This window comes from Pseudomonas sp. S2_E01, assembly GCF_054668365.1.
On sequence record NZ_CP162762.1, the window covers coordinates 1,334,813 to 1,357,678 of the forward strand.

General features: G+C 58.2%; 23 protein-coding genes and 4 tRNA genes. 19 read left to right on the forward strand and 8 right to left on the reverse strand.

Annotation, left to right across the window (positions count from 1 at the left end; all coding sequences use genetic code 11):
- Positions 1–96: 96 nt before the first annotated feature.
- Both AB4O36_RS06050 and AB4O36_RS06055 read right to left on the reverse strand, forming a co-directional pair.
- Positions 97–291, reverse strand: coding sequence for a hypothetical protein (locus tag AB4O36_RS06050; RefSeq protein WP_460122471.1), 195 nt, complete (start codon positions 289–291; stop codon positions 97–99).
- 235 nt (positions 292–526) lie between these two features.
- Positions 527–898 (reverse strand): hypothetical protein, encoded by a 372-nt coding sequence (locus AB4O36_RS06055; protein WP_460122473.1) that lies wholly within the window; start codon positions 896–898, stop codon positions 527–529.
- 190 nt (positions 899–1,088) lie between these two features.
- On the opposite strand from AB4O36_RS06055, the gene AB4O36_RS06060 reads away from it, so the two are divergent.
- Positions 1,089–1,907 carry a shikimate 5-dehydrogenase gene (locus tag AB4O36_RS06060; protein WP_460122475.1) on the forward strand — a complete coding sequence of 273 codons (819 nt, stop codon included), beginning with the start codon at positions 1,089–1,091 and terminating at the stop codon, positions 1,905–1,907.
- A 119-nt stretch (positions 1,908–2,026) separates the two neighbouring features.
- Here the strand turns inward: AB4O36_RS06060 and AB4O36_RS06065 are convergent, their stop codons facing one another.
- Positions 2,027–2,674, reverse strand: coding sequence for a YceH family protein (locus AB4O36_RS06065; RefSeq protein WP_460142117.1), 648 nt, complete (start codon positions 2,672–2,674; stop codon positions 2,027–2,029).
- A 205-nt stretch (positions 2,675–2,879) separates the two neighbouring features.
- On the opposite strand from AB4O36_RS06065, the gene AB4O36_RS06070 reads away from it, so the two are divergent.
- Entirely contained in the window at positions 2,880–3,389 is a 510-nt protein-coding gene (locus tag AB4O36_RS06070; RefSeq protein ID WP_460122479.1) for a DUF1993 domain-containing protein, read from the forward strand.
- Between the two features lie 178 nt (positions 3,390–3,567).
- On the opposite strand, the gene sstT is transcribed toward AB4O36_RS06070, so the two are convergent.
- On the reverse strand, positions 3,568–4,788 hold the full coding sequence (gene sstT, locus AB4O36_RS06075) for a serine/threonine transporter SstT (protein WP_460122481.1): 1,221 nt from the start codon (positions 4,786–4,788) through the stop codon (positions 3,568–3,570).
- A 275-nt stretch (positions 4,789–5,063) separates the two neighbouring features.
- Here sstT and AB4O36_RS06080 point away from each other — a divergent pair, with 275 nt between their 5' ends.
- Positions 5,064–6,218, forward strand: coding sequence for an MFS transporter (locus tag AB4O36_RS06080; protein ID WP_460122483.1), 1,155 nt, complete (start codon positions 5,064–5,066; stop codon positions 6,216–6,218).
- A 4-nt stretch (positions 6,219–6,222) separates the two neighbouring features.
- Here the strand turns inward: AB4O36_RS06080 and nhaR are convergent, their stop codons facing one another.
- The gene (gene nhaR / locus AB4O36_RS06085) at positions 6,223–7,122 is read right to left on the reverse strand and encodes a transcriptional activator NhaR (RefSeq protein WP_460141252.1); all 900 of its coding nucleotides are present in this window, start codon (positions 7,120–7,122) and stop codon (positions 6,223–6,225) included.
- A 135-nt stretch (positions 7,123–7,257) separates the two neighbouring features.
- Here nhaR and AB4O36_RS06090 point away from each other — a divergent pair, with 135 nt between their 5' ends.
- Positions 7,258–7,497 carry a hypothetical protein gene (locus AB4O36_RS06090; protein WP_460141253.1) on the forward strand — a complete coding sequence of 80 codons (240 nt, stop codon included), beginning with the start codon at positions 7,258–7,260 and terminating at the stop codon, positions 7,495–7,497.
- Between the two features lie 28 nt (positions 7,498–7,525).
- Entirely contained in the window at positions 7,526–8,275 is a 750-nt protein-coding gene (locus AB4O36_RS06095; protein ID WP_460122489.1) for a TerC family protein, read from the forward strand.
- A gap of 77 nt (positions 8,276–8,352) precedes the next feature.
- Here AB4O36_RS06095 and AB4O36_RS06100 read toward each other — a convergent pair whose 3' ends face one another.
- Positions 8,353–8,517 carry a hypothetical protein gene (locus AB4O36_RS06100; RefSeq protein WP_460122491.1) on the reverse strand — a complete coding sequence of 55 codons (165 nt, stop codon included), beginning with the start codon at positions 8,515–8,517 and terminating at the stop codon, positions 8,353–8,355.
- Positions 8,518–8,721: 204 nt separating this feature from the next.
- Here AB4O36_RS06100 and AB4O36_RS06105 point away from each other — a divergent pair, with 204 nt between their 5' ends.
- The 3 genes from AB4O36_RS06105 to AB4O36_RS06115 all read left to right on the forward strand — a co-directional run bounded on the left by AB4O36_RS06105 (position 8,722) and on the right by AB4O36_RS06115 (position 9,908).
- Positions 8,722–9,390 (forward strand): peptidase C39 family protein, encoded by a 669-nt coding sequence (locus AB4O36_RS06105; protein WP_460126611.1) that lies wholly within the window; start codon positions 8,722–8,724, stop codon positions 9,388–9,390.
- A 95-nt stretch (positions 9,391–9,485) separates the two neighbouring features.
- On the forward strand, positions 9,486–9,692 hold the full coding sequence (locus AB4O36_RS06110; RefSeq protein ID WP_460122493.1) for a DUF6021 family protein: 207 nt from the start codon (positions 9,486–9,488) through the stop codon (positions 9,690–9,692).
- Between the two features lie 18 nt (positions 9,693–9,710).
- The gene (locus tag AB4O36_RS06115) at positions 9,711–9,908 is read left to right on the forward strand and encodes a hypothetical protein (RefSeq protein WP_460141254.1); all 198 of its coding nucleotides are present in this window, start codon (positions 9,711–9,713) and stop codon (positions 9,906–9,908) included.
- Between the two features lie 135 nt (positions 9,909–10,043).
- On the opposite strand, the gene pbpG is transcribed toward AB4O36_RS06115, so the two are convergent.
- Together pbpG and folD are read right to left on the reverse strand one after the other, a co-directional pair.
- Positions 10,044–10,982, reverse strand: a complete 939-nt coding sequence (pbpG, locus tag AB4O36_RS06120) for a D-alanyl-D-alanine endopeptidase (RefSeq protein ID WP_460122497.1) — start codon at positions 10,980–10,982, stop codon at positions 10,044–10,046.
- 237 nt (positions 10,983–11,219) lie between these two features.
- The gene (folD, locus tag AB4O36_RS06125) at positions 11,220–12,074 is read right to left on the reverse strand and encodes a bifunctional methylenetetrahydrofolate dehydrogenase/methenyltetrahydrofolate cyclohydrolase FolD (protein WP_460122499.1); all 855 of its coding nucleotides are present in this window, start codon (positions 12,072–12,074) and stop codon (positions 11,220–11,222) included.
- 275 nt (positions 12,075–12,349) lie between these two features.
- Between folD and AB4O36_RS06130 the strand changes: the two genes are divergently transcribed.
- From AB4O36_RS06130 to AB4O36_RS06180, 11 genes are all read left to right on the forward strand, one after another.
- Positions 12,350–12,426 (forward strand) — tRNA-Arg (locus AB4O36_RS06130).
- A gap of 32 nt (positions 12,427–12,458) precedes the next feature.
- A tRNA-His gene (locus tag AB4O36_RS06135) sits at positions 12,459–12,534 on the forward strand.
- A gap of 56 nt (positions 12,535–12,590) precedes the next feature.
- Positions 12,591–12,675: transfer RNA gene (locus AB4O36_RS06140), tRNA-Leu, on the forward strand.
- A 76-nt stretch (positions 12,676–12,751) separates the two neighbouring features.
- Positions 12,752–12,827: transfer RNA gene (locus tag AB4O36_RS06145), tRNA-His, on the forward strand.
- Positions 12,828–13,201: 374 nt separating this feature from the next.
- Entirely contained in the window at positions 13,202–14,512 is a 1,311-nt protein-coding gene (tig, locus tag AB4O36_RS06150; RefSeq protein WP_460122501.1) for a trigger factor, read from the forward strand.
- A gap of 92 nt (positions 14,513–14,604) precedes the next feature.
- Positions 14,605–15,240 (forward strand): ATP-dependent Clp endopeptidase proteolytic subunit ClpP, encoded by a 636-nt coding sequence (gene clpP, locus AB4O36_RS06155; protein WP_460122503.1) that lies wholly within the window; start codon positions 14,605–14,607, stop codon positions 15,238–15,240.
- 113 nt (positions 15,241–15,353) lie between these two features.
- A complete protein-coding gene (gene clpX / locus AB4O36_RS06160) occupies positions 15,354–16,637 on the forward strand; it encodes an ATP-dependent Clp protease ATP-binding subunit ClpX (RefSeq protein ID WP_460122505.1) in 1,284 nt (427 codons plus the stop codon).
- A gap of 161 nt (positions 16,638–16,798) precedes the next feature.
- On the forward strand, positions 16,799–19,195 hold the full coding sequence (lon, locus tag AB4O36_RS06165; protein ID WP_460122507.1) for an endopeptidase La: 2,397 nt from the start codon (positions 16,799–16,801) through the stop codon (positions 19,193–19,195).
- A gap of 149 nt (positions 19,196–19,344) precedes the next feature.
- Positions 19,345–19,617 (forward strand): HU family DNA-binding protein, encoded by a 273-nt coding sequence (locus tag AB4O36_RS06170; protein WP_460122508.1) that lies wholly within the window; start codon positions 19,345–19,347, stop codon positions 19,615–19,617.
- 235 nt (positions 19,618–19,852) lie between these two features.
- Complete coding sequence (locus AB4O36_RS06175) at positions 19,853–21,724, forward strand: SurA N-terminal domain-containing protein (RefSeq protein WP_460141255.1); 1,872 nt, start codon at positions 19,853–19,855, stop codon at positions 21,722–21,724.
- 230 nt (positions 21,725–21,954) lie between these two features.
- Positions 21,955–22,761, forward strand: coding sequence for a DUF2242 domain-containing protein (locus AB4O36_RS06180; RefSeq protein ID WP_460141256.1), 807 nt, complete (start codon positions 21,955–21,957; stop codon positions 22,759–22,761).
- The last annotated feature ends 105 nt before the right edge of the window (positions 22,762–22,866 follow it).

A 22,866-nucleotide genomic window follows, 5' to 3' on the forward strand; every position in this document is an offset into this window, starting at 1 on the left:
CTATGGAGCTACATTACGAGCCTGGTGCCTGGACGAGAAATCAACGCTTTCAATAGTGGTCATTGATGCAAGTGAGGCCAAGCGACCGTCTGTCGGTCAATCCACTACAAGATCCAGCAGGTGCATCACTTCCTGCTCGTTGAGCAGGCCCTTGCGTACCAGGTTTTCAGCCATCAGCGAAAGGAACTTGGCGTTGCGATGACCCTCGAGCTGCTTGAGTTCGGTCAGGGCGCTGTACACCTTGTCGCAAGTGCACAAGCTGGTATCGCGATGGGGGTTTTGCGTGGGCATGGGCTCGTCCTTGTTGTTATCAAGCAATTGTGGGCGGACAGAACCAGCTTGCGGACCTGTCATGACAAAAATATGAACGCCTTGCCCAACCGGCACTGTCCCGACAGCGACCTCGACGAAAGGTATTCAGACCTTGGCGATGAATGGTTGCGAAAAGTCGAAGCGGCGAGTCCATCCAATACGGATCCACAGGCCTAAAAAAGCCCTGCTTGAGGCAGGGCTTTAATTGAGGTTGTTACCAGCGGCCGTATCCATGTGGCGGGCCATAATAGCCACGGGGCGGGCCGTAATAACCACGCGGCGGCCCGTAGTAGACCGGAGCCGGGCGGTAATAAATGGGTTGTTGTACGTACACCGGCGCTGGCTGGTAATAAACCGGTGGCGGCGGTGGTGCGTAATACACCGGCGCCGGCTCTGCATAGACAGGTTGCGGAGCGACATAGACCGGGCGGTTGCTGTTGATAATGGCCGAGCCGACGATGGCCGACCCGACGATCGCGCCAAATACCGCCGGACCTTGCCAGCCGCCACCGCCATGCGCTTGAGCCTGTCCTGCGACAGCCAGAGCGCCGATCAGCAGGGCCACTGCGGGGATTTTACGGATCATGATAGTTCCTCGATTCTTCAGCCCGGCGCCGGTGTCTGCGATAGACCCAGGGATTGTCGCGGGGATACCTATAAGACAGCGCTTCTTCGAAATTCTGCACAGCCGTTGGGTAAATTTTGTGTAAGGTCTGTACCGGTTTTTTTACATCGCACTGCCCGGCGCAGGCGCGTACCCATGAAGGAGATGTCTCATGCAGATGAACCCCAACAAAGACACCCAACTGTGCATGTCCCTGTCTGGGCGCCCTGGCAACTTCGGCCTGCGATTCCACAACCATCTGTACGAGCAGTTGGGCTTGAATTTCTATTACAAGGCCTTCAGCAGCCAGGACCTGACCGGCGCGGTGGCTGGCATCCGCGCACTGGGCATTCGCGGGTGCGGGGTGTCGATGCCGTTCAAGGAAGCGTGCATTGCACTGGTTGACGAGTTGGACGCCTCCGCCGCAGCCATCCAATCGATCAATACCATCGTCAATACCAACGGCCACCTCAAGGCCTACAACACCGATTACATCGCTGTCGCGCAACTGCTGGACACCCATCGGGTGCCCAAGGACTCAACCTTTGCCCTGCGTGGCAGCGGCGGTATGGCCAAGGCCGTAGCCAGTGCGCTGCGCGATGGCGGGTACAAGAACGGCTTGATCGTCGCCCGAAACGAAAGCGCCGGGCGCGCGCTGGCGCAATCGCTGGGTTACGAGTGGCAAGCCGAACTGGGGGCGCGCAACCCGCAAATGCTGATCAATGTCACCCCGATCGGCATGGCTGGGGGACCCGAGGCCGATCAACTGGCCTTCGACGCCGAGACGATTGCAGCCGCACAGACGGTCTTCGATGTGGTGGCTGTTCCTAGCGAAACACCGTTGATCGTGCGGGCGCGCGCCGAAGGCAAGCGGGTGATCACTGGCCTGGAAGTCATTGCGATCCAGGCGCTCGAGCAGTTTGTGCTGTACACCGGGGTGCGCCCGACGGTTGAGCAGTTTGAAAAGGCCGTGGCGTTTGCTCGGGGGTGATTCTGTCTGGTAGTGATGCGGTGGCTGTACCGGCCCCATCGCGAGCAGGCTATCGGTGATCCCTGTGGGAGAGAGCCTGCTCGCGATGGGGCCGGGACAGTCAACATCAGAACATCAGGTTATTCCAGCCGCGCCAACCGTTCTTCCAGCGCCGCAATCCGCGCTTCCAGTTCTTCGATCCGCTCCAACGAAACACCACCGCCAGCGCTGCGCTCGGTCGGGTTCTGGCGGGCGGCGAGGATCGCTTCGATGTCCGCCGGATCGCCCAGAGCGTGGGTATAACGATCTTCGCGCTGCCCGGCCTGGCGCGGGATCAGTACGGCCAGACCTCGGGCGATCAGGCGTTCCAGTTGGTGCACCACCTGTTCGGCATCTTCGAAATCATGCATGCGCCCACTGCGGGTCAACAGCTCGTTGACAGTCTGCGGTCCGCGCAGAAACATCAATCCGGTGAGAATCACCTGGGCTGGCACCAGTTCCAGCGCCTTATCGACTTTGTGTTCCCAGCGGTCGGCACGGCTGCCCATGACCAATTTGGCAAAGCCTCGACCTTCGAGAGCGCGCAGGCTCTGGCCGACCTGACCTTGAGTCAGGTTCATCACCGGTTCACGACTGGTTTTCTGATTGCAGGCAATGACCAGCGCATTGAGCGTCAGCGGATAGGTTTCCGGGCTGGTGGCCTGCTTCTCTATCAACGAGCCCAGAATGCGGATTTCCGTGCTGTTGAGCCGTGGCTCTTCGAACGTGGTTTCTTGCTCACTCATGATGCTGCGTCCTTACGCGATTCATAATCTGATCCTGCTGGCATGCACTTTAGGCCGGCGCGCGCCAATGGCAACTGAATTCGCAGCAAACAGTCATCAAAACGCCATTGTTTCATGCCGTTATTTTTATCTGCGGGCAGACGCCGCAGGATTCGCAGCTCGCTATAATCGCTCCCACGTTTCACTCCTGTCATCACACGAGACTGCCATGACCATTTCCCTGTACGACGCATCCATTCCGGTTTTCAAGCAAATGCTCACCGCCCTGAGCGACGTCCTGCACAAGGCCGAAGCCCACGCCACCGCCAAAAACATCGACGCCAATGCTTTCCTGCAAGCGCGTCTGTTCCCGGACATGTTCCCGCTGGTGCGTCAGGTGCAGATCGCGGTGGATTTTGCCAAGGGCGTTTCCTCCCGCCTGGCCGAGGTTGAAGTGCCGAAGTACGACGACACCGAAACCACTTTCGCCGAGCTGCAAGCGCTGTTGACCAAGGTTCTGGCCTACATCGACGAGATCAAGCCTGCGCAGATCAATGGCAAGGAAGGCATCGAGATCGTGACGCGTCCGGGCACGCCAAAAGAGAAGCGCTTCAGCGGCCAGGCTTACCTGCTGAGCTATGGCTTGCCGCAGTTCTTCTTCCACGTCACCACCGCCTACGCGCTGCTGCGTCACAATGGCGTGGAAGTGGGCAAGCGGGACTATATGGGCGCGTTCTGACGCACACCCATTGCTCTGTAGGAGCGAGCTTGCTCGCGATGGTGGTTAACGATAACGCAAGGAAACTGACACCCTGCGGTGTCTGAACCACCATCGCGAGCAAGCTCGCTCCTACAGAAAGCAGAAAGCCAAAAAAAACCGCAGCCAATTGGCTGCGGTTTTTTTTCATCCGTGCAATCTAAGCCTTCTGCTCTTCACCCAGGCAAGCCGCCGCCGTGAACAACACATCAGTGGACGAGTTCAGCGCAGTCTCTGCCGAGTCCTGCAACACACCGATGATGAAGCCGACCGCCACCACCTGCATCGCGATTTCGCTGGGGATCCCGAACAGGCTGCACGCCAGGGGAATCAACAGCAGCGAACCGCCCGCCACGCCCGATGCGCCGCAGGCGCAGATGGCGGCGACGACACTCAGCAAAATGGCGGTGGGAATGTCCACGGCGATGCCCAGAGTGTGCACCGCCGCCAGGGTCAGGACGGTGATGGTAATCGCCGCGCCCGCCATGTTGATGGTCGCGCCCAGTGGGATCGACACCGAATAGGTGTCTTCGTGCAGGCCGAGGCGCTTGCTCAGCTCCAGGTTGACCGGAATGTTCGCCGCCGAACTGCGGGTGAAGAACGCGGTGATCCCGCTTTCGCGCAGGCACATGATCACCAGCGGGAAGGGGTTGCGACGCAGTTTCCAGAACACAATCAGTGGGTTCATGACCAGTGCCACGAACACCATGCAGCCCAGCAGCACGGCCAGCAGGTGCACATAGCCGATCAGCGCGCCGAAACCTGAAGTCGCCAGGGTCGAGGCCACCAGGCCGAAAATCCCGAGCGGTGCAAAACGGATCACCAGGCGCACGATCAACGTCACACCGTTGGAAAGGTCATCAAGGACCTCGCGTGTGGTGTCGCCCGCGTGGCGAATCGCGATGCCCATGCCGATAGCCCAGGCCAGGATTCCGATGAAGTTGGCATTCATCAGCGCACTGACCGGGTTGTCCACCACGCTCAACAGCAGACTCTGCAACACTTCGCTGATGCCACCCGGCGCGGTCACGGCGACATCCTGGGTGCTGAGCACCAGGCTCGACGGGAACATCATGCTGGCGACAACCGCTACGACCGCCGCGCCAAAGGTGCCCAGCAGATAAAGGAAGAGGATCGGCCGGATGTGGGTTTCCTGGCCGTGTTTGTGATTGGCGATCGACGCCATCACCAGGACGAACACCAGGATCGGCGCGACGGCTTTGAGCGCCGAAACGAATACCTTTCCGATGAATGCCGTGGACTTTGCCACCTCTGGCGCCAGCAGGGCCAGGGCAATACCAGCGATCAGGCCGATGATGATTTGTGAAACCAGGCTCAAGCCTTTCAAGCGTTGCAACAGTGAAGGGGACGAAGCAGTCATAAAACAACATCTCTGAATGTTCAGGTGGTCGCGACATCGAGGCCGATCGCGAGCTGATGAGCAGGGGGTGGAAATCGCAGGGCGCGGATTTTATCACAGCGCCAGTCGTGGTCTTCCATCAGGCCCGTGACCAACTGTCACCCGATGAGCACCTGATTTGCAGGTTGGTGCAACCGCTTTCGGACACACTCTGTTAACATTGGCCATCCTCATTTTCATCTCTGCCAGTGGGCCTTCGGGCTATCGCTGGTGCTGTCGTTTTTCTGGAGTTCTGCATGCTGTTGCCCATTCTTCTGTTGTCCGCCGCCGGTTTTACGGTGCTGACCACGGAATTTGTCATCGTCGGCCTGTTGCCGGCCATCGCTCGGGACCTTGAGGTCACGATTCCCCAGGCTGGTTTGCTGGTGACGTTGTTCGCCTTCACTGTGGCGGCGTTCGGGCCTTTTCTGACGGCGTACTTCGCCCGCTTCGAGCGGCGCAAGCTGTTCATTTCGGTGCTGATCATGTTCGGCCTGGCCAATACCCTGGCGGCATTCGCGTCGAACATCTGGGTCATGGCGTTCGCGCGGCTGATTCCCGCCCTGGGGCTGCCGGTGTTCTGGGCCCTGGCCAGTGAGACGGCGGTGGACATCGTCGGGCCGGATTACGCTGGGCGCGCCATCGCCAAGATTGGTTTTGGCATCGTCTGCGCAACGGTGTTCGGCATTCCGGTCGGCACGCTGATTTCCGACGCCTTTGGATGGCGCAGTGCTTTCGGCATCCTTGCGGTGATCGCCTTCGCCAAGGCTTTGCTGCTGTTTGTGTACCTGCCCAAAACCAGCCTGCATCAGCATCAGGTGAGTCTGCGTTCGCAGTTCAAGATCTTGCGCAGCCCCTTGATGATGGGCCACGTGCTGCTGTCGATCATCGTGTTCAGTGGCATGTTCACCGCCTACACCTACCTGGCGGACATTCTGGAACGCCTCGCCGGTTTCAACGGCACGGTGGTCGGCTGGTGCCTGATGGGCTTCGGTGCGGTGGGATTGATCGGCAACTCGCTGGGTGGGCGCGCGGTGGATCGTCATCCGTTGATCGCCTCGATGACGTTTTGTGCGTTCATGATTGCCGGCATGGTGACGCTGGTGCCGAACATTCACTCGCCGCTGGGCCTGGCCGCGGCGATGGGCATTTGGGGGGTGACCCAGGCGGCGTTGTTCCTGGTCAGCCATGTGCGCTTGATGAAGGCCGCGCCCGAGGCACCGGCGTTTGCCGCGTCGCTGAACATCGCCGGGGCCAATCTCGGCATTGGGCTGGGGGCGATGATCGGTGGCCGGGTGATCGACAGCGTCGGCCTGCAAGGCCTGGGGTTCGCGGCGGCGGGGCTGATCCTGATGTCGATTCTGCTGGCCATGGCGCTGATGACCTTCAAGCCCCGGCACGTCTGCGCCTGAGGCGTCAGAGCGCAGTAAACAGCTCGCGTCGGGCACCTTCGGTAATTGCAACGATGCCGGGGTGCTTGACCTTGCGTTCCACCGAAATGGCATAGAACGACTCGGTCACCGCATCCGTCTGGCCCAGCAGCTCCACGCCGTACTGGCGCTTTACTTCATCGGCAATCACGCTCGGGCCGATGAAGATCCCACTCCCCGATTGCCCGAACGCCTGCATCAAGGCGCTGTCATCGAATTCGCCGACAATCCGGGGTTGAATCTGCTGTTCGGCGAACCAGCGCTGCAAACGGCTGCGCACGACGGTTTCCGGGCCCGGAATCAACAGTGGGGCACCGTGCAGGCTACGGGGAAAATCCTGGCCGTATTGCCCCGCCAGTTCTGTCGTGGCGAAAAAACTGATGCCGCATTCACCCAGCTTCTGGCTGTAGCCCTTGATGTCCAGATGCGAGGGCATCGGGCTGTCGGAAATCACCAGGTCCAGCCGCTGGATCGCCAGGTCGGCGAGCAAGCGTTCGAGTTTGTCCTCGCGACAGGTGATGCGCAGGGGTTCGTGCAACTCCATGGTCGGGGCGATCAGTCGATACACGATGGACTTGGGCACGACATCGGCCACGCCGACCCGAAACAGGATCTGCTGCTCATTGGGTTGTGCCCGCAACATCAATTCCAGCTCACCCCCGATCTGAAACATCTGTTCGGCATAGGGCAATGCCTGGCGCCCGGCCTCGGTGAGTTCCAGTTGCCGACCGACCCGGCGAAACAATTCGATGCCGTAGGTCTGTTCGAGCAGTGAAATCTGTCCGCTGATGGTCTGTGGCGTCAGGTTCAGTTGCTCACAGGCACGTACGATGCTGCCGGTCTTGGCCACCACCCAAAAGTAATGCAATTGGCGATAGTTGATCATGGTGCCCTACAGTTCGTAAAAATCGAAGTATAGCCGCTAAAAATACGAATTTTACTGAAGTGTTCATCTCCCTAGAATGCCTCGCTATCAGCGGGCCAGGTTTCGGCCCGATCTGTTCTATCGAGGAAAAGGATCATGAAGCTTAAATCCACGGCATTGTTGATCGCGCCTTTACTGATACTGGCCGGTTGCGACCAGGCCGAAAAAAGCGCCCAGCAACTGATGGGCAAGGCAGCCGAAAGTGCCAAGCAGGCCATCGACGACACGCACAAAGCAGCCGAGCAGGCGCTCAGCGACGCCACCGGCGGGCTCATCAGCAAGAAAGAGTCATCAGGCGAAGATAACGAAAAAACCGAATCTTCCCAGGAAATCTAAACCGTCTTAATCGAGTCAGGACTGACCCATGGAATACCTCTTAGAACTTGCTGCAAGCCCCACCGCCTGGGTCGCCCTGGCCACGCTGGTGGTGATGGAGATCGTGCTCGGCATCGACAACCTGATCTTCATCTCGATCCTGACCAATAAACTGCCGGAGCAATATCGCCAGAAAGCGCGGCGTCTGGGTATCGGCATGGCATTGATCATGCGCCTGGCGTTGTTGAGCACCATCGCGTTCATCGTGCAGTTGACGGCGCCTGTCATCGAGATACTTGGCCACGCGTTCTCCTGGAAGGACATGATCCTGATCGCCGGTGGTCTGTTCCTGTTGTGGAAGGCAACCACCGAGATCCACCACAGCATGGACCCGGCGCCAGAGGACCCGAAAAGCGCCACCTCGACCGTCACCCTGGGTTTCGCTGCGGCTATCGGGCAGATCCTGATGCTGGATATGGTGTTCTCCATCGACAGCATCATTACCGCAGTCGGCATGACCGAGCATTTGCCGATCATGATCATTGCGGTCGTGGCTTCGGTACTGGTGATGTTGTTGGCCGCTGACCCGCTGGCCAAGTTCATCAACGACAACCCGACGGTGGTGATGCTGGCGCTGGGCTTCTTGATCATGATCGGCATGACGCTCATTGCCGAAGGCTTTGGCGCCCATGTACCCAAAGGCTACGTCTATGCGGCCATGGCGTTCTCGGCAGCGATCGAGGTGTTGAACATGATGTCCCGGCGGGCCAAGCAGAAGCGCGTCAGCGCCGAGGCTTGAACCACAACGTAAATGAAACGGCCGCCTGCGCTCGAAAGAGCCCAGGCGGCCGTGTTACATCCATCCTTCAATGAGCGTCAGTGTGCAGTGGCGTGGCGTACGGTCGGATCTTTGACCACCCGCGCCGCTGGGGCAGGGTGGTGATGGTGCCGGCGTGCAATGCGCAGGACCCCCCACAACATGGCGGTGGCAACGGCCAGCCAGCCGGAAATCAACATCACGATGGTCATTGTCAGGCTCATCAGTGCCTCCTCTTCGCCCTGCGGCGGGCATACCCTTTACAATTCACAGTCTAGTCGCTGCCGTGTTTCAAGCTATTGACCAAAGGTCGCCTGTCACCAACCAGTTCGCTCTATCGAAAGTGCCTAACTGCGGGTAAAGGCTATACCGCTGCCGGTGGGCGTCCTATGATCGCCAGTATTAACAGGGACAGGCAGAGAGAGATGATGGTTCGGCTTATTTCGCGGATTCGAGTGGCGGCATTGATTGCAGGGTGTGTGGCGGGGCTTGCCGGGTGCGCCGGCAGCGTGGCGCCTGAGGTGCAGCGTCTGCCGCAGCGGGTGGAGCTCAGCGGCACGTTTTACCGAGGTGTGAGTTATCAAAGCGGGCCGCAGGTGCTGGCGAGCCTGTTGTCTCAATTGGGTGTGGTCATCACCCCTGGCCTGCTGGAAAAGCCCTTGCATCTGCCTGGAGCCGAAGCGCAGTTGCAAAAGAACATGCAAAACCTGGCGCGCGAGTACGGCATGGTCGTCTACCCGCTGGACAACAACCTGCCGGCCTTGCTGACTCAGGTCGCTGCTGGGTATCCGGTGATGGTGCGCTTCACCGAAGGCTCGGCGTTCTGGGCCGAGCAGCGTTACGCCATCCTGGCCGGGTACGACCGTCAGAAGCAGACCGTATTGTTGCGAGCCGGGATGGATCGCCGGGAGTTGATGAGTTTCGGTTCGTTCGAATCGGCGTTCACGAGTGCCGGCGGGTGGGCGGTGCTGATCCAGAAGCCAAATCAGATTCCGGCCAACGTTGATCGGCAGCGCTGGTTGAACGCCGCCAATGACCTCGCCCAGGCTGGTCAGGAGCAGGCTGCGGCTCGCGCGAAGAAGGCGCTTGCTCCGTAACACCCTCCGTTCGTCATCTGCGTCGCACGGCACTGTGCGATTGTCCTCAGAGGTGTAAGTGCCCGTATTGTGCGGGCCACACCAAGGAGGCAACCATGGCAGATTCCAAACATCCTTCGGGCCCGCATTCATCCGAGCACTCTTCTGACAAAGAGCTTGGATTCGATCCCGACTCGCCGGACCTCGACGATCCGCAGGTCGATCCTGTCGGTCCTGCCAAGGCGCCACTGGACGTGGATCCGGAAGAGGACAACAAGGCCCCCGCCAAACCGTACGACCCGCTGGCTGACCTGAAACCCTGACGTTCAAGTGAGGTGTGTATGTCGACTGATTCGAGTTTCGATGACAAAAAACATCCGGACAGTGTTCCCACCACTCCGGAAAAAAACGTTGATCCGGTGTTGGATCCGGACAGTCCGCTGCGCGACCCGCTGGCCCGGCCGGCGGTGGCGCCGAAGGAGCCCAGTGCGGGAGACGGTATCCCGGATGATGATCAGATGCCGTTGCCGAATGATTGAGGGTGGAGCGTGTCACAACCCCCCTGTGGGAGCGGGCTTGCTCGCGATAGCGGTGTGTCAGTTACATAAGTCTGGCTGACACACCGCTATCGCGAGCAAGCCCGCTCCCACCGAAGCAGAAAGCGGGGATTCAGCTTATTTGGAAGCCTCAGCCACCCCACCCTGACGCTGTTTCAGGTTCTTCTCTGACTTGTACTGCAACGCCACCGAAGGCACATCGGCGCTCTTGCCGGTCTCGACCCAGTTGCGAATGCGGCTTGCATCCGCAAAGTGGGTGTACTTGCCAAAGGCGTCCAGAATCACCAGCGCCACCGGACGATTACCCATGCGTGTCACCAGCACCAGACAGTGGCCGGCTTCGTTGGTGAAGCCCGTCTTGGTCAGGGAAATGTCCCAGTTCGGCTTGCCCACCAGGTGGTCGGTGTTACGAAAGCCCAAGCTGTAATTGGGCTTGCGGAACGACACGGTTTTTTCCTTGGTGGTGCTCAGTTCCGTGAGGATCGGGTATTTGTGCGCCGCGACCAGCAGTTTGCTCAGGTCCCTTGCCGTGGAGACGTTACGCGGCGACAGGCCAGTCGGTTCGACATAGTGCGTGCTGGTCATGCCCAATGCCTTTGCCTTGGCGTTCATTGCGGCGATGAAGGCGGCGTAACCGCCCGGATAGTGGTGCGCGAGGCTGGCGGCTGCGCGGTTTTCGGAGGACATCAAGGCGATCAGCAGCATTTCCCGACGGGGCATTTCGCTCTTGAGCTTGACCCGTGAAAACACACCTTTCATTTCCGGCGTGTCGCTGATATCGATGGAAATGTACTCATCCATGTTCTGGCGGGCTTCGACGACGACCAGCGCTGTCATCAATTTACTGACCGAGGCAATCGGAACCACGACGTCTGGGTTGCTGGCGTAAATGACTTTGTTGGTCTGCAGATCCATCAGCAAGGCGCTGCCGGAAGCGATTTTCAGTTGTTTGGTGTCGCGCGGAGCTGCGATTTCCGCAGCATCGACCAATGGCGTGAGGAACGTCCCTGTAGTAAATGCGAAAAACAGACTCAGGATGGAAAGACGGATTTTCACGCTGGCAGACTCATAAGATGTGGATTAGCCGTTTTGTAACGGGCTGTTTCTTAAAACCGAGGCATTTTAGGAGTATGGCTGAAGAACTGTCGATGGTTGTTCGATTGACAGGTGAAACTCCTTGAAAAGCCCCACAAAACAGCAGGTTTCCGGCGAATGGTCATGTCGTTCCTGCAAATAAAAAGAACCCCGCCATGGGCGGGGTTCCTTTACGCGTCGGTGCAGGCATGGCAACACTCAGCCGTGCAGGGTTTCCGCGGCGTACAGGGTGTTTTCCAGCAGGCAGGCACGTGTCATGGGGCCTACGCCACCCGGCACGGGCGTGATCCAGCCGGCGCGGGGCAGGGCGGTTTCATAGACAACATCGCCGACCAGCTTGCCGTCGTCCTGGCGGTTGATCCCGACGTCGATCACGATCGCGCCTTCCTTGACCCACTCACCCTTGACCAGGCCCGGCTTGCCGGCAGCCACCACCACCAGGTCGGCCCGGCCGACATGGCCGGCCAAATCCTTGGTGAAGCGGTGGGTAACGGTCACGGTACAGCCGGCGAGCAGCAGTTCCATGGCCATTGGGCGGCCGACGATGTTCGACGCGCCGACGACGACCGCATCCATTCCGTAGAGGTCCGCGCCGGTGCTTTCCAGCAGCGCCATGATCCCTTTCGGTGTGCAGGGGCGCAGCAATGGAATTCGCTGGGCCAGGCGACCGACGTTGTAAGGGTGGAAGCCGTCGACGTCCTTGTCCGGGCGGATACGCTCCAGCAGTTTGGAGGCGTCCAGGTGTTCAGGCAGCGGCAACTGCAGCAGGACGCCGTCGATTGCCGGGTCTTCGTTGAGGCGATCGATCAGATCGGTCAGCGCTTGCTGAGTGGTTTGCGCAGGCAGGTCGTAGGCTTGGGAGATGAAGCCGACCTCTTCACAGTCTTTACGCTTGTGCGAGACATAAACCTGAGAGGCTGGATCGCTGCCGACCAGGATCACCGCGAGGCCAGGAGTGCGCAGGCCTTGCTGGCGGCGCTCGCTGACGCGTTGGGCGATCTGCTGGCGCAGGCTGGCGGCGATCGATTTGCCGTCGATTAGTTGTGCAGTCATTGCGCGTGATTAACCATCGAGAGGGGGAAAAAAGAGAATGCATTCTCGCATGTCATGCGGTGAGGGCAAAGGCGCTTGGTCTGCAAATTCCCCTAAGCCCTTTAATTAAATGAATTTTTTATAAAAAGGATTTGACGACCTTGGGGGCGCTCTATACTATTCGTCGCACTTGTCGGGCACAGCCTAGCACTGGTTAAGAAGGTCGAGCGAAATTACGGTTTTGCGAGACTGAAAAGCACTTAGTTTGTAGTCCTCCAAGAGTACAGATTAATAAGGCGCCCGTAGCTCAGCTGGATAGAGCATCCGCCTTCTAAGCGGATGGTCGCAGGTTCGAGTCCTGCCGGGTGCGCCATTAGGCAGCATTGGCACAAGTAGCGCGATATGGTGGGCGTAGCTCAGTTGGTAGAGCACGGGATTGTGACTCCCGTTGTCGTGGGTTCGATCCCCATCGTCCACCCCATATTTCGAAAGGCGCCAGATTAACAGTCTGGCGCCTTTGCTTTAACAGCTTCATCCGCGGATGTGGTGGAATTGGTAGACACACTGGATTTAGGTTCCAGCGCCGCGAGGCGTAAGAGTTCGAGTCTCTTCATCCGCACCAAACAAGCTTCATTCCGGTCGCAGGCCGGGCTGGAGTCAAGCAAAGAGGCCGTTTGGTTTTTTTGCGCTGCAATATGGTGGGCGTAGCTCAGTTGGTAGAGCACGGGATTGTGACTCCCGTTGTCGTGGGTTCGATCCCCATCGTCCACCCCATATTTCGAGAGGCGCCAGATCTAACAGTCTGGCGCCTTTTTTAGTTTTGGCGGTCTGAAAAGCGCAGGGCGTTTCGTCGTATAAATGTTACCCGATGATGCCGCACTGCTCGCCGCTGCTGTTTGCGCAGCGGCCGCCGGGGTGTAGGGTCGCGAGCTCTTCTATATATAGAAGGGTTGATGCAGAGCCTTGGCGTGATCGACTGTATTGGCTGTCGGAGCGGGGCGCATGGGTGCCTTCGCTCCTCTAAAATGCCTGCCGTTTTTTTACCCCTTTTCAGTAGGGTGACTTCTTGAGTTTGACCCTCTAGAATGCATGCCCTTGATTCTTGGGTCGGTAACGGCCGGCTAACGTCTGTGCAACGAGGAATATCCATGCAAGTTTCTGTTGAAAATACTTCTGCTCTTGAGCGCCGCATGAGCATCACCGTGCCGGCTGAGCGCATCGAGACTCAGGTCAACAAGCGTCTGCAGCAGACTGCCCAAAAGGCCAAGATTGCCGGCTTCCGTCCAGGCAAAGTGCCAATGAGCGAAATCAAGCGCCGTTTCGGTGCTGATGCGCGTCAGGAAGCTGTGGGTGACGTGATCCAGGCTTCCTTCTACGAAGCCGTGGTTGAGCAGAAGCTGAACCCGGCTGGTTCGCCGTCGATCGAGCCAAAATCCCTGGAAGCAGGCAAGGACCTGGAATACGTTGCCGTATTCGAAGTGTTCCCTGAGTTTACCGTTGCCGGTTTCGAAGGTATCGCCGTCGAGCGCCTGAGCGCTGACGTGGCTGACGCCGACCTGGACAAGATGCTGGACGTGCTGCGCAAGCAGAACACCCGTTTCGAAGTGGCCGATCGCGCCGCCCAGAACGATGACCAGCTCAACATCGATTTCGTTGGCAAGGTCGACGGTGAAGTGTTCGCTGGCGGTTCCGCCAAGGGTACTCAGCTGGTGCTGGGTTCCGGCCGCATGATCCCGGGTTTCGAAGACGGTCTGGTTGGCGCTAAAGCCGGCGAAGAGCGCGTCCTGAACCTGACCTTCCCTGAGGACTACCAGAACCTCGACCTGGCCGGCAAGACTGCCGAGTTCACCGTTACCGTGAACACCGTTTCCGCGCCAACCCTGCCAGAGCTGAACGAAGAGTTCTTCGCTCAATTCGGCATCAAGGAAACGGGTCTGGAAGGCTTCCGTGCCGAAGTTCGCAAGAACATGGAGCGTGAACTGCGTCAGGCCATCAAGTCGAAGGTCAAGAACCAGGTCATGGATGGTCTGCTGGCCACCAACCCGATCGAAGTGCCAAAGGCCCTGCTGTCCAACGAAGTTGACCGTCTGCGCGTGCAGGCTGTCCAGCAGTTCGGTGGCAACATCAAGCCTGACCAACTGCCGGCCGAGCTGTTCGAAGAGCAAGCCAAGCGTCGCGTTGTCCTGGGTCTGATCGTGGCCGAAGTGGTCAAGCAGTACGAGCTCAAGCCTGACGAAGCACGCGTTCGCGACATGATTCAGGAAATGGCTTCGGCCTATCAGGAGCCTGAGCAAGTGGTGTCCTGGTACTACAAGAACGACCAGCAACTGAACGAAGTCCGTTCTGTTGTGCTGGAAGAGCAAGTTGTGGATACTGTTCTGCAGAAAGCTAGCGTGACCGATAAATCGGTCTCTTACGAAGAAGCAGTCAAGCCGGTAGAAGCTCCACAAGCCGACTGATTGTTCCTGCGTTAAGACGTACACCATAAGCCAGCATTCGTGCTGGCTTATGCGTTTTCAAGACATAACTATTTTGGGAGTGACTGCAGAGCATGTTCCGTAATTCTTATATTCAGCAGAACTCTGATGTCCAGGCCGCAGGCGGCCTGGTCCCGATGGTTGTCGAGCAATCTGCTCGTGGCGAGCGCGCCTATGATATTTATTCGCGTCTTCTCAAGGAGCGCGTGATCTTTCTGGTAGGTCCTGTAGAGGACTACATGGCCAACCTGATCTGTGCGCAATTGCTGTTCCTTGAAGCGGAAAACCCGGACAAGGACATCCATCTGTATATCAACTCGCCGGGCGGTTCGGTGACAGCGGGCATGTCGATCTACGACACCATGCAATTCATCAAACCCAACGTCTCCACCACCTGCATCGGCCAGGCGTGCAGCATGGGCGCATTCCTGCTGACCGCAGGTGCTCCAGGCAAGCGTTACTGCCTGCCGAACTCGCGCGTGATGATTCACCAGCCACTGGGCGGTTTCCAGGGTCAGGCCTCGGACATCGAGATCCATGCCAAGGAAATCCTGTTCATTCGCGAGCGTTTGAACAAGCTGATGGCTCAGCACAGCGGGCGTACCCTCGAAGAAATCGAGCGCGACACCAACCGCGACAACTTCATGAGTGCAGAAGCAGCGCGTGAATACGGTCTGATCGATGAAGTGATCACCCAACGCCCAGCGTAAAATAAGCGGCACAAAACAGGGCGTGGTCGGCGTGTTCGATCATCGGCGGGCTTGAAAAAGCCCGCAATAGCCTTCATCTTGTGTTGCAAGCCTATCGGATTTGGATCGAACGAATGACTGACACCCGCAACGGCGAGGACAACGGCAAGCTGCTCTATTGCTCCTTCTGTGGCAAAAGCCAGCATGAAGTACGCAAGTTGATTGCCGGCCCCTCGGTCTTTATCTGCGACGAGTGCGTCGACCTGTGCAATGACATCATCCGTGAGGAGGTGCAGGAAGCACAGGCCGAAAGCAGCGCGCATAAATTGCCTTCGCCTAAAGAAATCAGCGGCATTCTTGATCAATATGTCATTGGTCAGGAACGCGCGAAGAAGATTCTGGCCGTAGCGGTATACAACCACTACAAGCGCCTCAATCAGCGTGACAAAAAGAATGACGACGTCGAACTCGGCAAGAGCAACATCTTGCTGATCGGCCCGACAGGCTCGGGTAAAACCCTGCTTGCCGAAACACTGGCCCGCTTGCTGAACGTTCCGTTCACCATCGCCGATGCAACCACCCTCACCGAGGCGGGTTACGTGGGTGAGGATGTCGAGAACATCATTCAGAAGCTGCTGCAGAAGTGCGACTACGACGTGGAAAAGGCCCAGATGGGCATTGTCTACATCGACGAGATCGACAAGATCTCGCGCAAGTCCGACAACCCGTCGATCACCCGGGACGTTTCCGGTGAAGGCGTGCAGCAGGCCCTGCTCAAGTTGATCGAAGGTACGGTCGCTTCCGTTCCGCCCCAGGGTGGTCGCAAGCATCCGCAGCAGGAATTCCTTCAGGTCGACACCCGTAACATCCTGTTCATCTGCGGTGGTGCATTCTCGGGCCTCGAGAAAGTCATCCAAAACCGTTCCACCAAAGGTGGCATTGGCTTTAACGCAGAAGTTCGCAGCAAGGAAGAAGGCAAGAAGGTGGGCGAAGCCCTGCGTGAAGTCGAGCCTGACGATCTGGTCAAGTTCGGTCTGATCCCGGAATTCGTTGGTCGTCTGCCGGTTCTCGCCACGCTGGACGAGCTTGACGAGGCTGCATTGATGCAGATCCTCACCGAGCCGAAAAACGCTCTGACCAAGCAGTACGCCAAGCTGTTCGAGATGGAAGGCGTGGACCTGGAATTCCGGGCCGACGCACTGAAATCGGTTGCCAAGCGCGCCCTGGAACGCAAGACCGGTGCCCGTGGCCTGCGATCGATTCTTGAAGGTGTATTGCTCGACACCATGTATGAAATCCCCTCGCAGTCCGAGGTGAGTAAAGTGGTGATCGATGAAAGCGTCATAGAAGGCAAGTCCAAGCCACTGTATATCTACGAAAACAGTGAGCCGACTGCCAAGGCCGCGCCAGACGCTTAAGCGTCTCGCAGCTGGAACAGGGAAGGGGCCTTCGGGCCCCTTTGCTTTTTCCGCGTTTTAACCATCTCTTTGCGCTTGTTTTTTTTGCAGGCAGCCCCCATCTTGGTTTCAAGCTCAATTCCATCTGTTTACGGCCTTGTGGCCGCCGTCGAGGCGAAATCATGAAGACGACCATCGAATTGCCTCTCTTGCCATTGCGTGATGTCGTGGTTTATCCGCACATGGTTATCCCGCTGTTCGTGGGGCGCGAGAAGTCAATTGAAGCCCTTGAAGCGGCGATGACGGGTGACAAGCAGATCCTTCTGCTGGCCCAGAGAAACCCTGCTGACGACGATCCGGGTGAAGATGCACTTTATCGCGTAGGTACCATTGCCACCGTCCTGCAACTGCTGAAGCTGCCAGATGGCACCGTCAAGGTTCTGGTTGAGGGTGAGCAGCGTGGCACCGTGGAGCGCTTCAGCGAAGTTGACGGCCACTGCCGCGCCGAAGTCTCGTTGATCGAAGAAGTCGACGCACCTGAGCGTGAGTCGGAAGTGTTCGTGCGCAGCTTGCTGTCTCAATTCGAGCAGTATGTGCAGTTGGGCAAGAAAGTCCCGGCTGAAGTCCTGTCGTCGCTCAACAGCATCGATGAGCCCGGTCGCCTGGTCGACACCATGGCCGCCCACATGGCCCTGAAGATCGAGCAGAAGCAGGAAATCCTCGAGATCATCGATTTGTCGGCGCGGGTCGAGCACGTCCTGGCGCTGCTGGATGCCGAGATCGACCTGCTGCAAGTCGAAAAACGCATTCGTGGTCGCGTCAAGAAACAAATGGAGCGCAGCCAGCGCGAGTACTACCTGAATGAGCAGATGAAGGCCATTCAGAAAGAGCTGGGCGACAGTGACGAAGGTCACAATGAAATCGAAGACCTGAAAAAGCGCATCGATGCGGCTGGCCTGCCCAAAGACGCGCTGGCCAAGGCCCAGGGTGAGCTGAACAAGCTCAAGCAGATGTCCCCGATGTCCGCAGAAGCCACCGTGGTGCGTTCGTACATCGACTGGCTGGTGCAGGTGCCGTGGAAGGCCCAGAGCAAGGTGCGCCTTGACCTGGCGCGTGCAGAGGACATCCTCGACGCCGATCACTACGGCCTGGAAGAGGTCAAGGAACGCATCCTTGAATACCTCGCCGTGCAGAAACGCGTGAAGAAGATTCGTGGTCCGGTGTTGTGCCTGGTCGGTCCTCCTGGGGTGGGTAAAACGTCCCTGGCCGAGTCGATTGCACACGCTACCAACCGCAAGTTTGTGCGCATGGCCTTGGGTGGTGTGCGTGATGAGGCTGAAATCCGTGGTCATCGCCGCACGTACATCGGTTCGATGCCAGGAAGATTGATTCAAAAGATGACAAAAGTGGGTGTGCGCAACCCGCTGTTTCTGCTCGATGAAATCGACAAAATGGGCAGCGACATGCGCGGCGATCCGGCGTCGGCGTTGCTGGAAGTGCTCGACCCCGAGCAGAACCACAACTTCAACGATCACTATCTGGAAGTCGACTACGACCTGTCGGATGTGATGTTCCTGTGCACCTCCAACTCCATGAACATTCCACCGGCGCTGCTCGACCGGATGGAAGTCATTCGTCTGCCGGGCTACACCGAAGACGAGAAAATCAACATTGCCGTCAAATACCTTTCGCCCAAGCAGATCGCGGCTAACGGCCTGAAAAAAGGCGAGCTGGAATTCGAGGAAGAGGCGATCCGTGACATCATTCGCTACTACACCCGCGAAGCCGGTGTACGTGGACTGGAGCGCCAGATTGCCAAGGTCTGCCGCAAGGCGGTCAAAGAGCATGCACTGGAAAAACGCTTCTCGGTGAAGGTGGCCGCGTCGATGCTCGAAGACTTCCTGGGCGTGCGCAAATTCCGCTATGGCCTGGCTGAATCCCAGGACCAGATCGGTCAGGTGACCGGGCTGGCATGGACCCAGGTGGGCGGCGAATTGCTGACCATCGAGGCCGCCGTCGTTCCAGGCAAAGGCCAACTGATCAAGACTGGTTCGTTGGGTGACGTGATGGTCGAATCGATCACTGCAGCCCAGACCGTTGTCCGCAGCCGTGCGAAGAGCCTGGGGATCCCCCTGGACTTCCACGAGAAGCGCGACACGCATATCCACATGCCGGAAGGGGCAACCCCGAAGGACGGCCCAAGCGCCGGTGTGGGCATGTGCACGGCCCTTGTCTCGGCGTTGACCGGCATTCCGGTGCGCGCAGATGTCGCAATGACCGGCGAAATTACTTTGCGGGGTCAGGTATTGGCGATTGGCGGTCTGAAAGAAAAGCTGCTTGCGGCTCACCGTGGTGGTATCAAGACCGTGATCATTCCTGAAGAGAATGTGCGTGATCTCAAGGAAATTCCGGACAATATCAAGCAGGATCTGCAGATTAAACCGGTTAAATGGATTGACGAGGTCCTGCAAATTGCGCTGCAATACGCGCCGGAGCCCTTGCCCGATGTAGCTCCGGAGATAGTCGCGAAGGACGAAAAACGCGAGTCTGACTCTAAGGAAAGAATTAGCACGCATTAATACGCATTTGCCTGGGGGGCTTGTTGACAGCTTTTTAGAGCCCTTGTTATAAAGCGGCTCTTATAGTGTCTGTAGGCCATTCAGCACTCGTTTTTGCTTTCACCAAAAAACTTAGAATCATACTCAAATAGATATAAGGGGACTTTAGAGTGAACAAGTCGGAACTGATTGATGCTATCGCTGCATCCGCTGATATCCCGAAAGCTGCTGCTGGCCGTGCGCTGGACGCTGTAATCGAATCCGTCACTGGCGCTCTCAAGGCTGGCGACTCCGTTGTTCTGGTTGGCTTCGGTACTTTCTCCGTGACTGATCGTCCAGCTCGCGTGGGTCGTAACCCACAGACCGGCAAGCAACTGCAAATCGCAGCCGCTAAAAAGCCAGGTTTCAAAGCCGGTAAAGCGCTGAAAGAAGCTGTCAACTAAGTTTGATTCAGGTTTTTACCTGTCCGGGTCGGGGTCATGCCTGATCTGGTAGCGGGGCGGTAGGCCAACCGGCAAATTGCCGGTCCGAGACACCAAGGGTCGCAAATTCGAATTCTTGGTCCGCTCCGCCAGTTACGAGAAGGCGCATCCTCGGATGCGCCTTTCTTCTATCCGGATTCTACCCACACTCCACGGTTGCCTAAATTTTTGAAGTTCAACCGTTTCTGGGGGACGCATGCTGCAAAATATCAGGGACAATTCACAAGGCTGGATTGCCAAGACCATTATCGGGGTCATCGTTGTACTGATGGCCCTGACCGGTTTCGACGCGATTTTTCAGGCTACGACGCACAAGAATGATGCGGCCAAGGTCAACGGCGACGAAATCAGCCAGAACGAGCTGAGCCAGGCGGTCGATATGCAACGCCGTCAGCTCATGCAACAGCTGGGCAAGGATTTCGATGCGTCCTTGCTCGACGAAAAAATGCTGCGCGAATCGGCCCTCAAAGGCCTGATCGATCGCAAGTTGCTGCTGCAAGGCGCAGAAAAATCCAAGTTCGCTTTCTCCGAAGGCGCGTTGGACCAAGTGATTCTGCAGACACCTGAATTCCAGGTGGACGGCAAGTTCAGCCCTGAGCGTTTCGACCAGGTCATCCGTCAACTCGGCTACAGCCGCATGCAGTTCCGCCAGATGCTGGCCCAGGAAATGCTGATCGGCCAGCTGCGTGCAGGCCTGGCAGGCAGCGGTTTTGTTACCGACGCCCAGGTGTTGGCTTTCGCCCGCCTGGAAAAGCAGACCCGCGACTTCGCTTCCCTGGACGTCAAGGCTGATCCGGCTGCCGTGAAGCTGACCGATGATGAGGTCAAGGCTTACTACGACGAGCACGCCAAGGAATTCATGACCCCGGATCAGGTGGTCATCGATTACATCGAATTGAAGAAGTCGTCCTTCTTCGATCAGGTCGCCGTCAAGGACGAAGACCTGCAAGCGGCGTATCAGAAAGAAATTGCCAACCTGTCCGAGCAACGTCGGGCTGCGCACATTCTGATCGAAGTGAACGACAAAATGACCGAGGCGCAAGCCAAGGCCAAGATCGAAGACATCCAGGCACGCCTGGCCAAAGGCGAGAAGTTCGAAGCCCTGGCCAAGGAATTTTCCCAGGACCCAGGCTCGGCCAACAACGGCGGCGACCTCGGCTTTGCCGGCCCGGGCGTTTACGATCCAGCGTTCGAAACCGCGCTGTATGCGCTGGCCAAGGACCAGGTGTCCGCGCCGGTGCGCACCGACTTCGGTTTTCACCTGATCAAGCTGCTGGGTGTCGAAGCACCGGAAGTACCGACCTTCGCCAGCCTGAAAGACAAGCTGACCCGTGAGCTGAAAACCCAACAGGTCGAACAGCGTTTCGTCGAGGCGACCAAGCAGCTGGAAGATTCGTCGTTCGAGTCCTCAGACCTCGCCCAGCCGGCGCAGGACCTGAAACTGACCGTACACACCTCCAAGCCATTTGGCCGGGAAGGGGGCGAAGGTATTGCCGCCAACCGTGCCGTGTTGACGGCTGCTTTCAGTCCTGAAGTGCTGGATGAGGGTGCCAACAGCACCGCCATCGAACTCGATCCGGAAACCGTGATCGTGTTGCGCGCCAAGGAACACCTGAAACCGTCGCAATTGCCTCTGGAAAGCGTGTCTGCTGCGATCCGCAGCCAGTTGACCAAAGAGCACGCCAGCGCTGCCGCCAAGACCAAGGCTGAAAAGCTGATCGCCGATCTGCGCGACGGCAAGGCGCCACTGGACAAGGCTATCGACGGCCAGAGCTGGAAAGTGACGGCCGCAGCCACTCGGGCTCAGGAAGGGGTTGACCCGACGGTGTTGCAAGCGTTGTTCCGCATGCCGAAACCGGCCAGCAAGGACAAGCCGACGTTCACCAGCGTGACCCTGGCGGATGGCAGCCTGGTGATCGTGCGTCTGAACGGTGTCAATGAAGCCGCCGCGCCTAGCGAGGAAGAGAAGACGCAATACCGTCGCTTCCTTGCTTCGCGCATCGGTCAGCAGGACTTCGCGGCGTATCGCAAGCAACTGGAAGCTGAAGCGGACATCCAGCGCTACTGACGCCTGGTTGAGTTTCGCGCGGTATGAAAACCCCGACCGAAAGGTCGGGGTTTTTTATGGGCGCTCGAAAATTCACTGATGCTGTCCGTCACCTGAAATATTCGTCGAACGACTTTTTCCGGTAAATCGCAGTCAGTACACTTGTAAATGTTTCAAGACACTAATCGATGCCACGCTAAGCAACGTTATGTTGCACAATACGCGCCGAACCGTTTTCATCAGGATGCTCAATGTTTAAATCATCTCCCGCACGGGTTGTCGGGCTGGCGTTGGTGCTGGCCGCCGCAGCCGGTTGCTCGTCGAAGAAAGCCGCGATCTATGAGCATGAGAACTTTGACGACTCCGGAACCTTTTCGCGCAATTACCCGGTGACCGACAAACAAAGCTGTGAAGCCGCCCGTCGTGCGTTGCTCAGCCAGGGTTACATCATCACCAGCAGCGATCCAAAACTGATTTCCGGTCACAAGAGCTTCCAGCAGACCGGCGAGACGCACATGGAGATCAGCTTCAGTGTGGTTTGCGCCGATGACGGCAGCGAAGGGCATCATGCGACCGTGTTCGCCAACGCGCTTCAGGACAGTTATGCGCTGAAGAAGAGCAGCAACTCCGCCAGTGTCGGCGTGGGCGTGCTGGGCTCCGTATCGATGCCGATTGGCTCCTCGGATGACTCCATGGTCAAGGTGGCCAGTGAGACGGTCTCATCGGCCAAGTTCTACGAACGTTTCTTTGCCCTGGTCGAGCTGTTCCTGCCGCCGGAAGCGAAGAAAGCGGCGCACATCGAAGAGAAACCAAAAACCGACCTGGGCGTGCCTGAGGCCCCGGTGCCGCCAGCCGCGCCGGCAACGCCGCAACCTGCGCCTGCTGCCGAGCCGACCCCCACCCCCGAGCCTGCCGCCTCGCAACCGGTGGCTGCGCCGCCTGAGCCTGCCCCTGTGGCCCCGACGCCAAGTGCCGAACCGGCACCGCAGACCGAGACCATCACGCCACCGCCAGCGTCGGACCTGCCACCGCCGAGCGAGCCGATTCCGGCGCTGTAAGTCACCTGCGTTCCGGGGACCGCTGCCAGCCCTGCGCCCCCGGATGCCTCTGGTCTTGATGCGCGTCATGACCGCGCGCGCAACGGGATCAACGACAACTCGCTA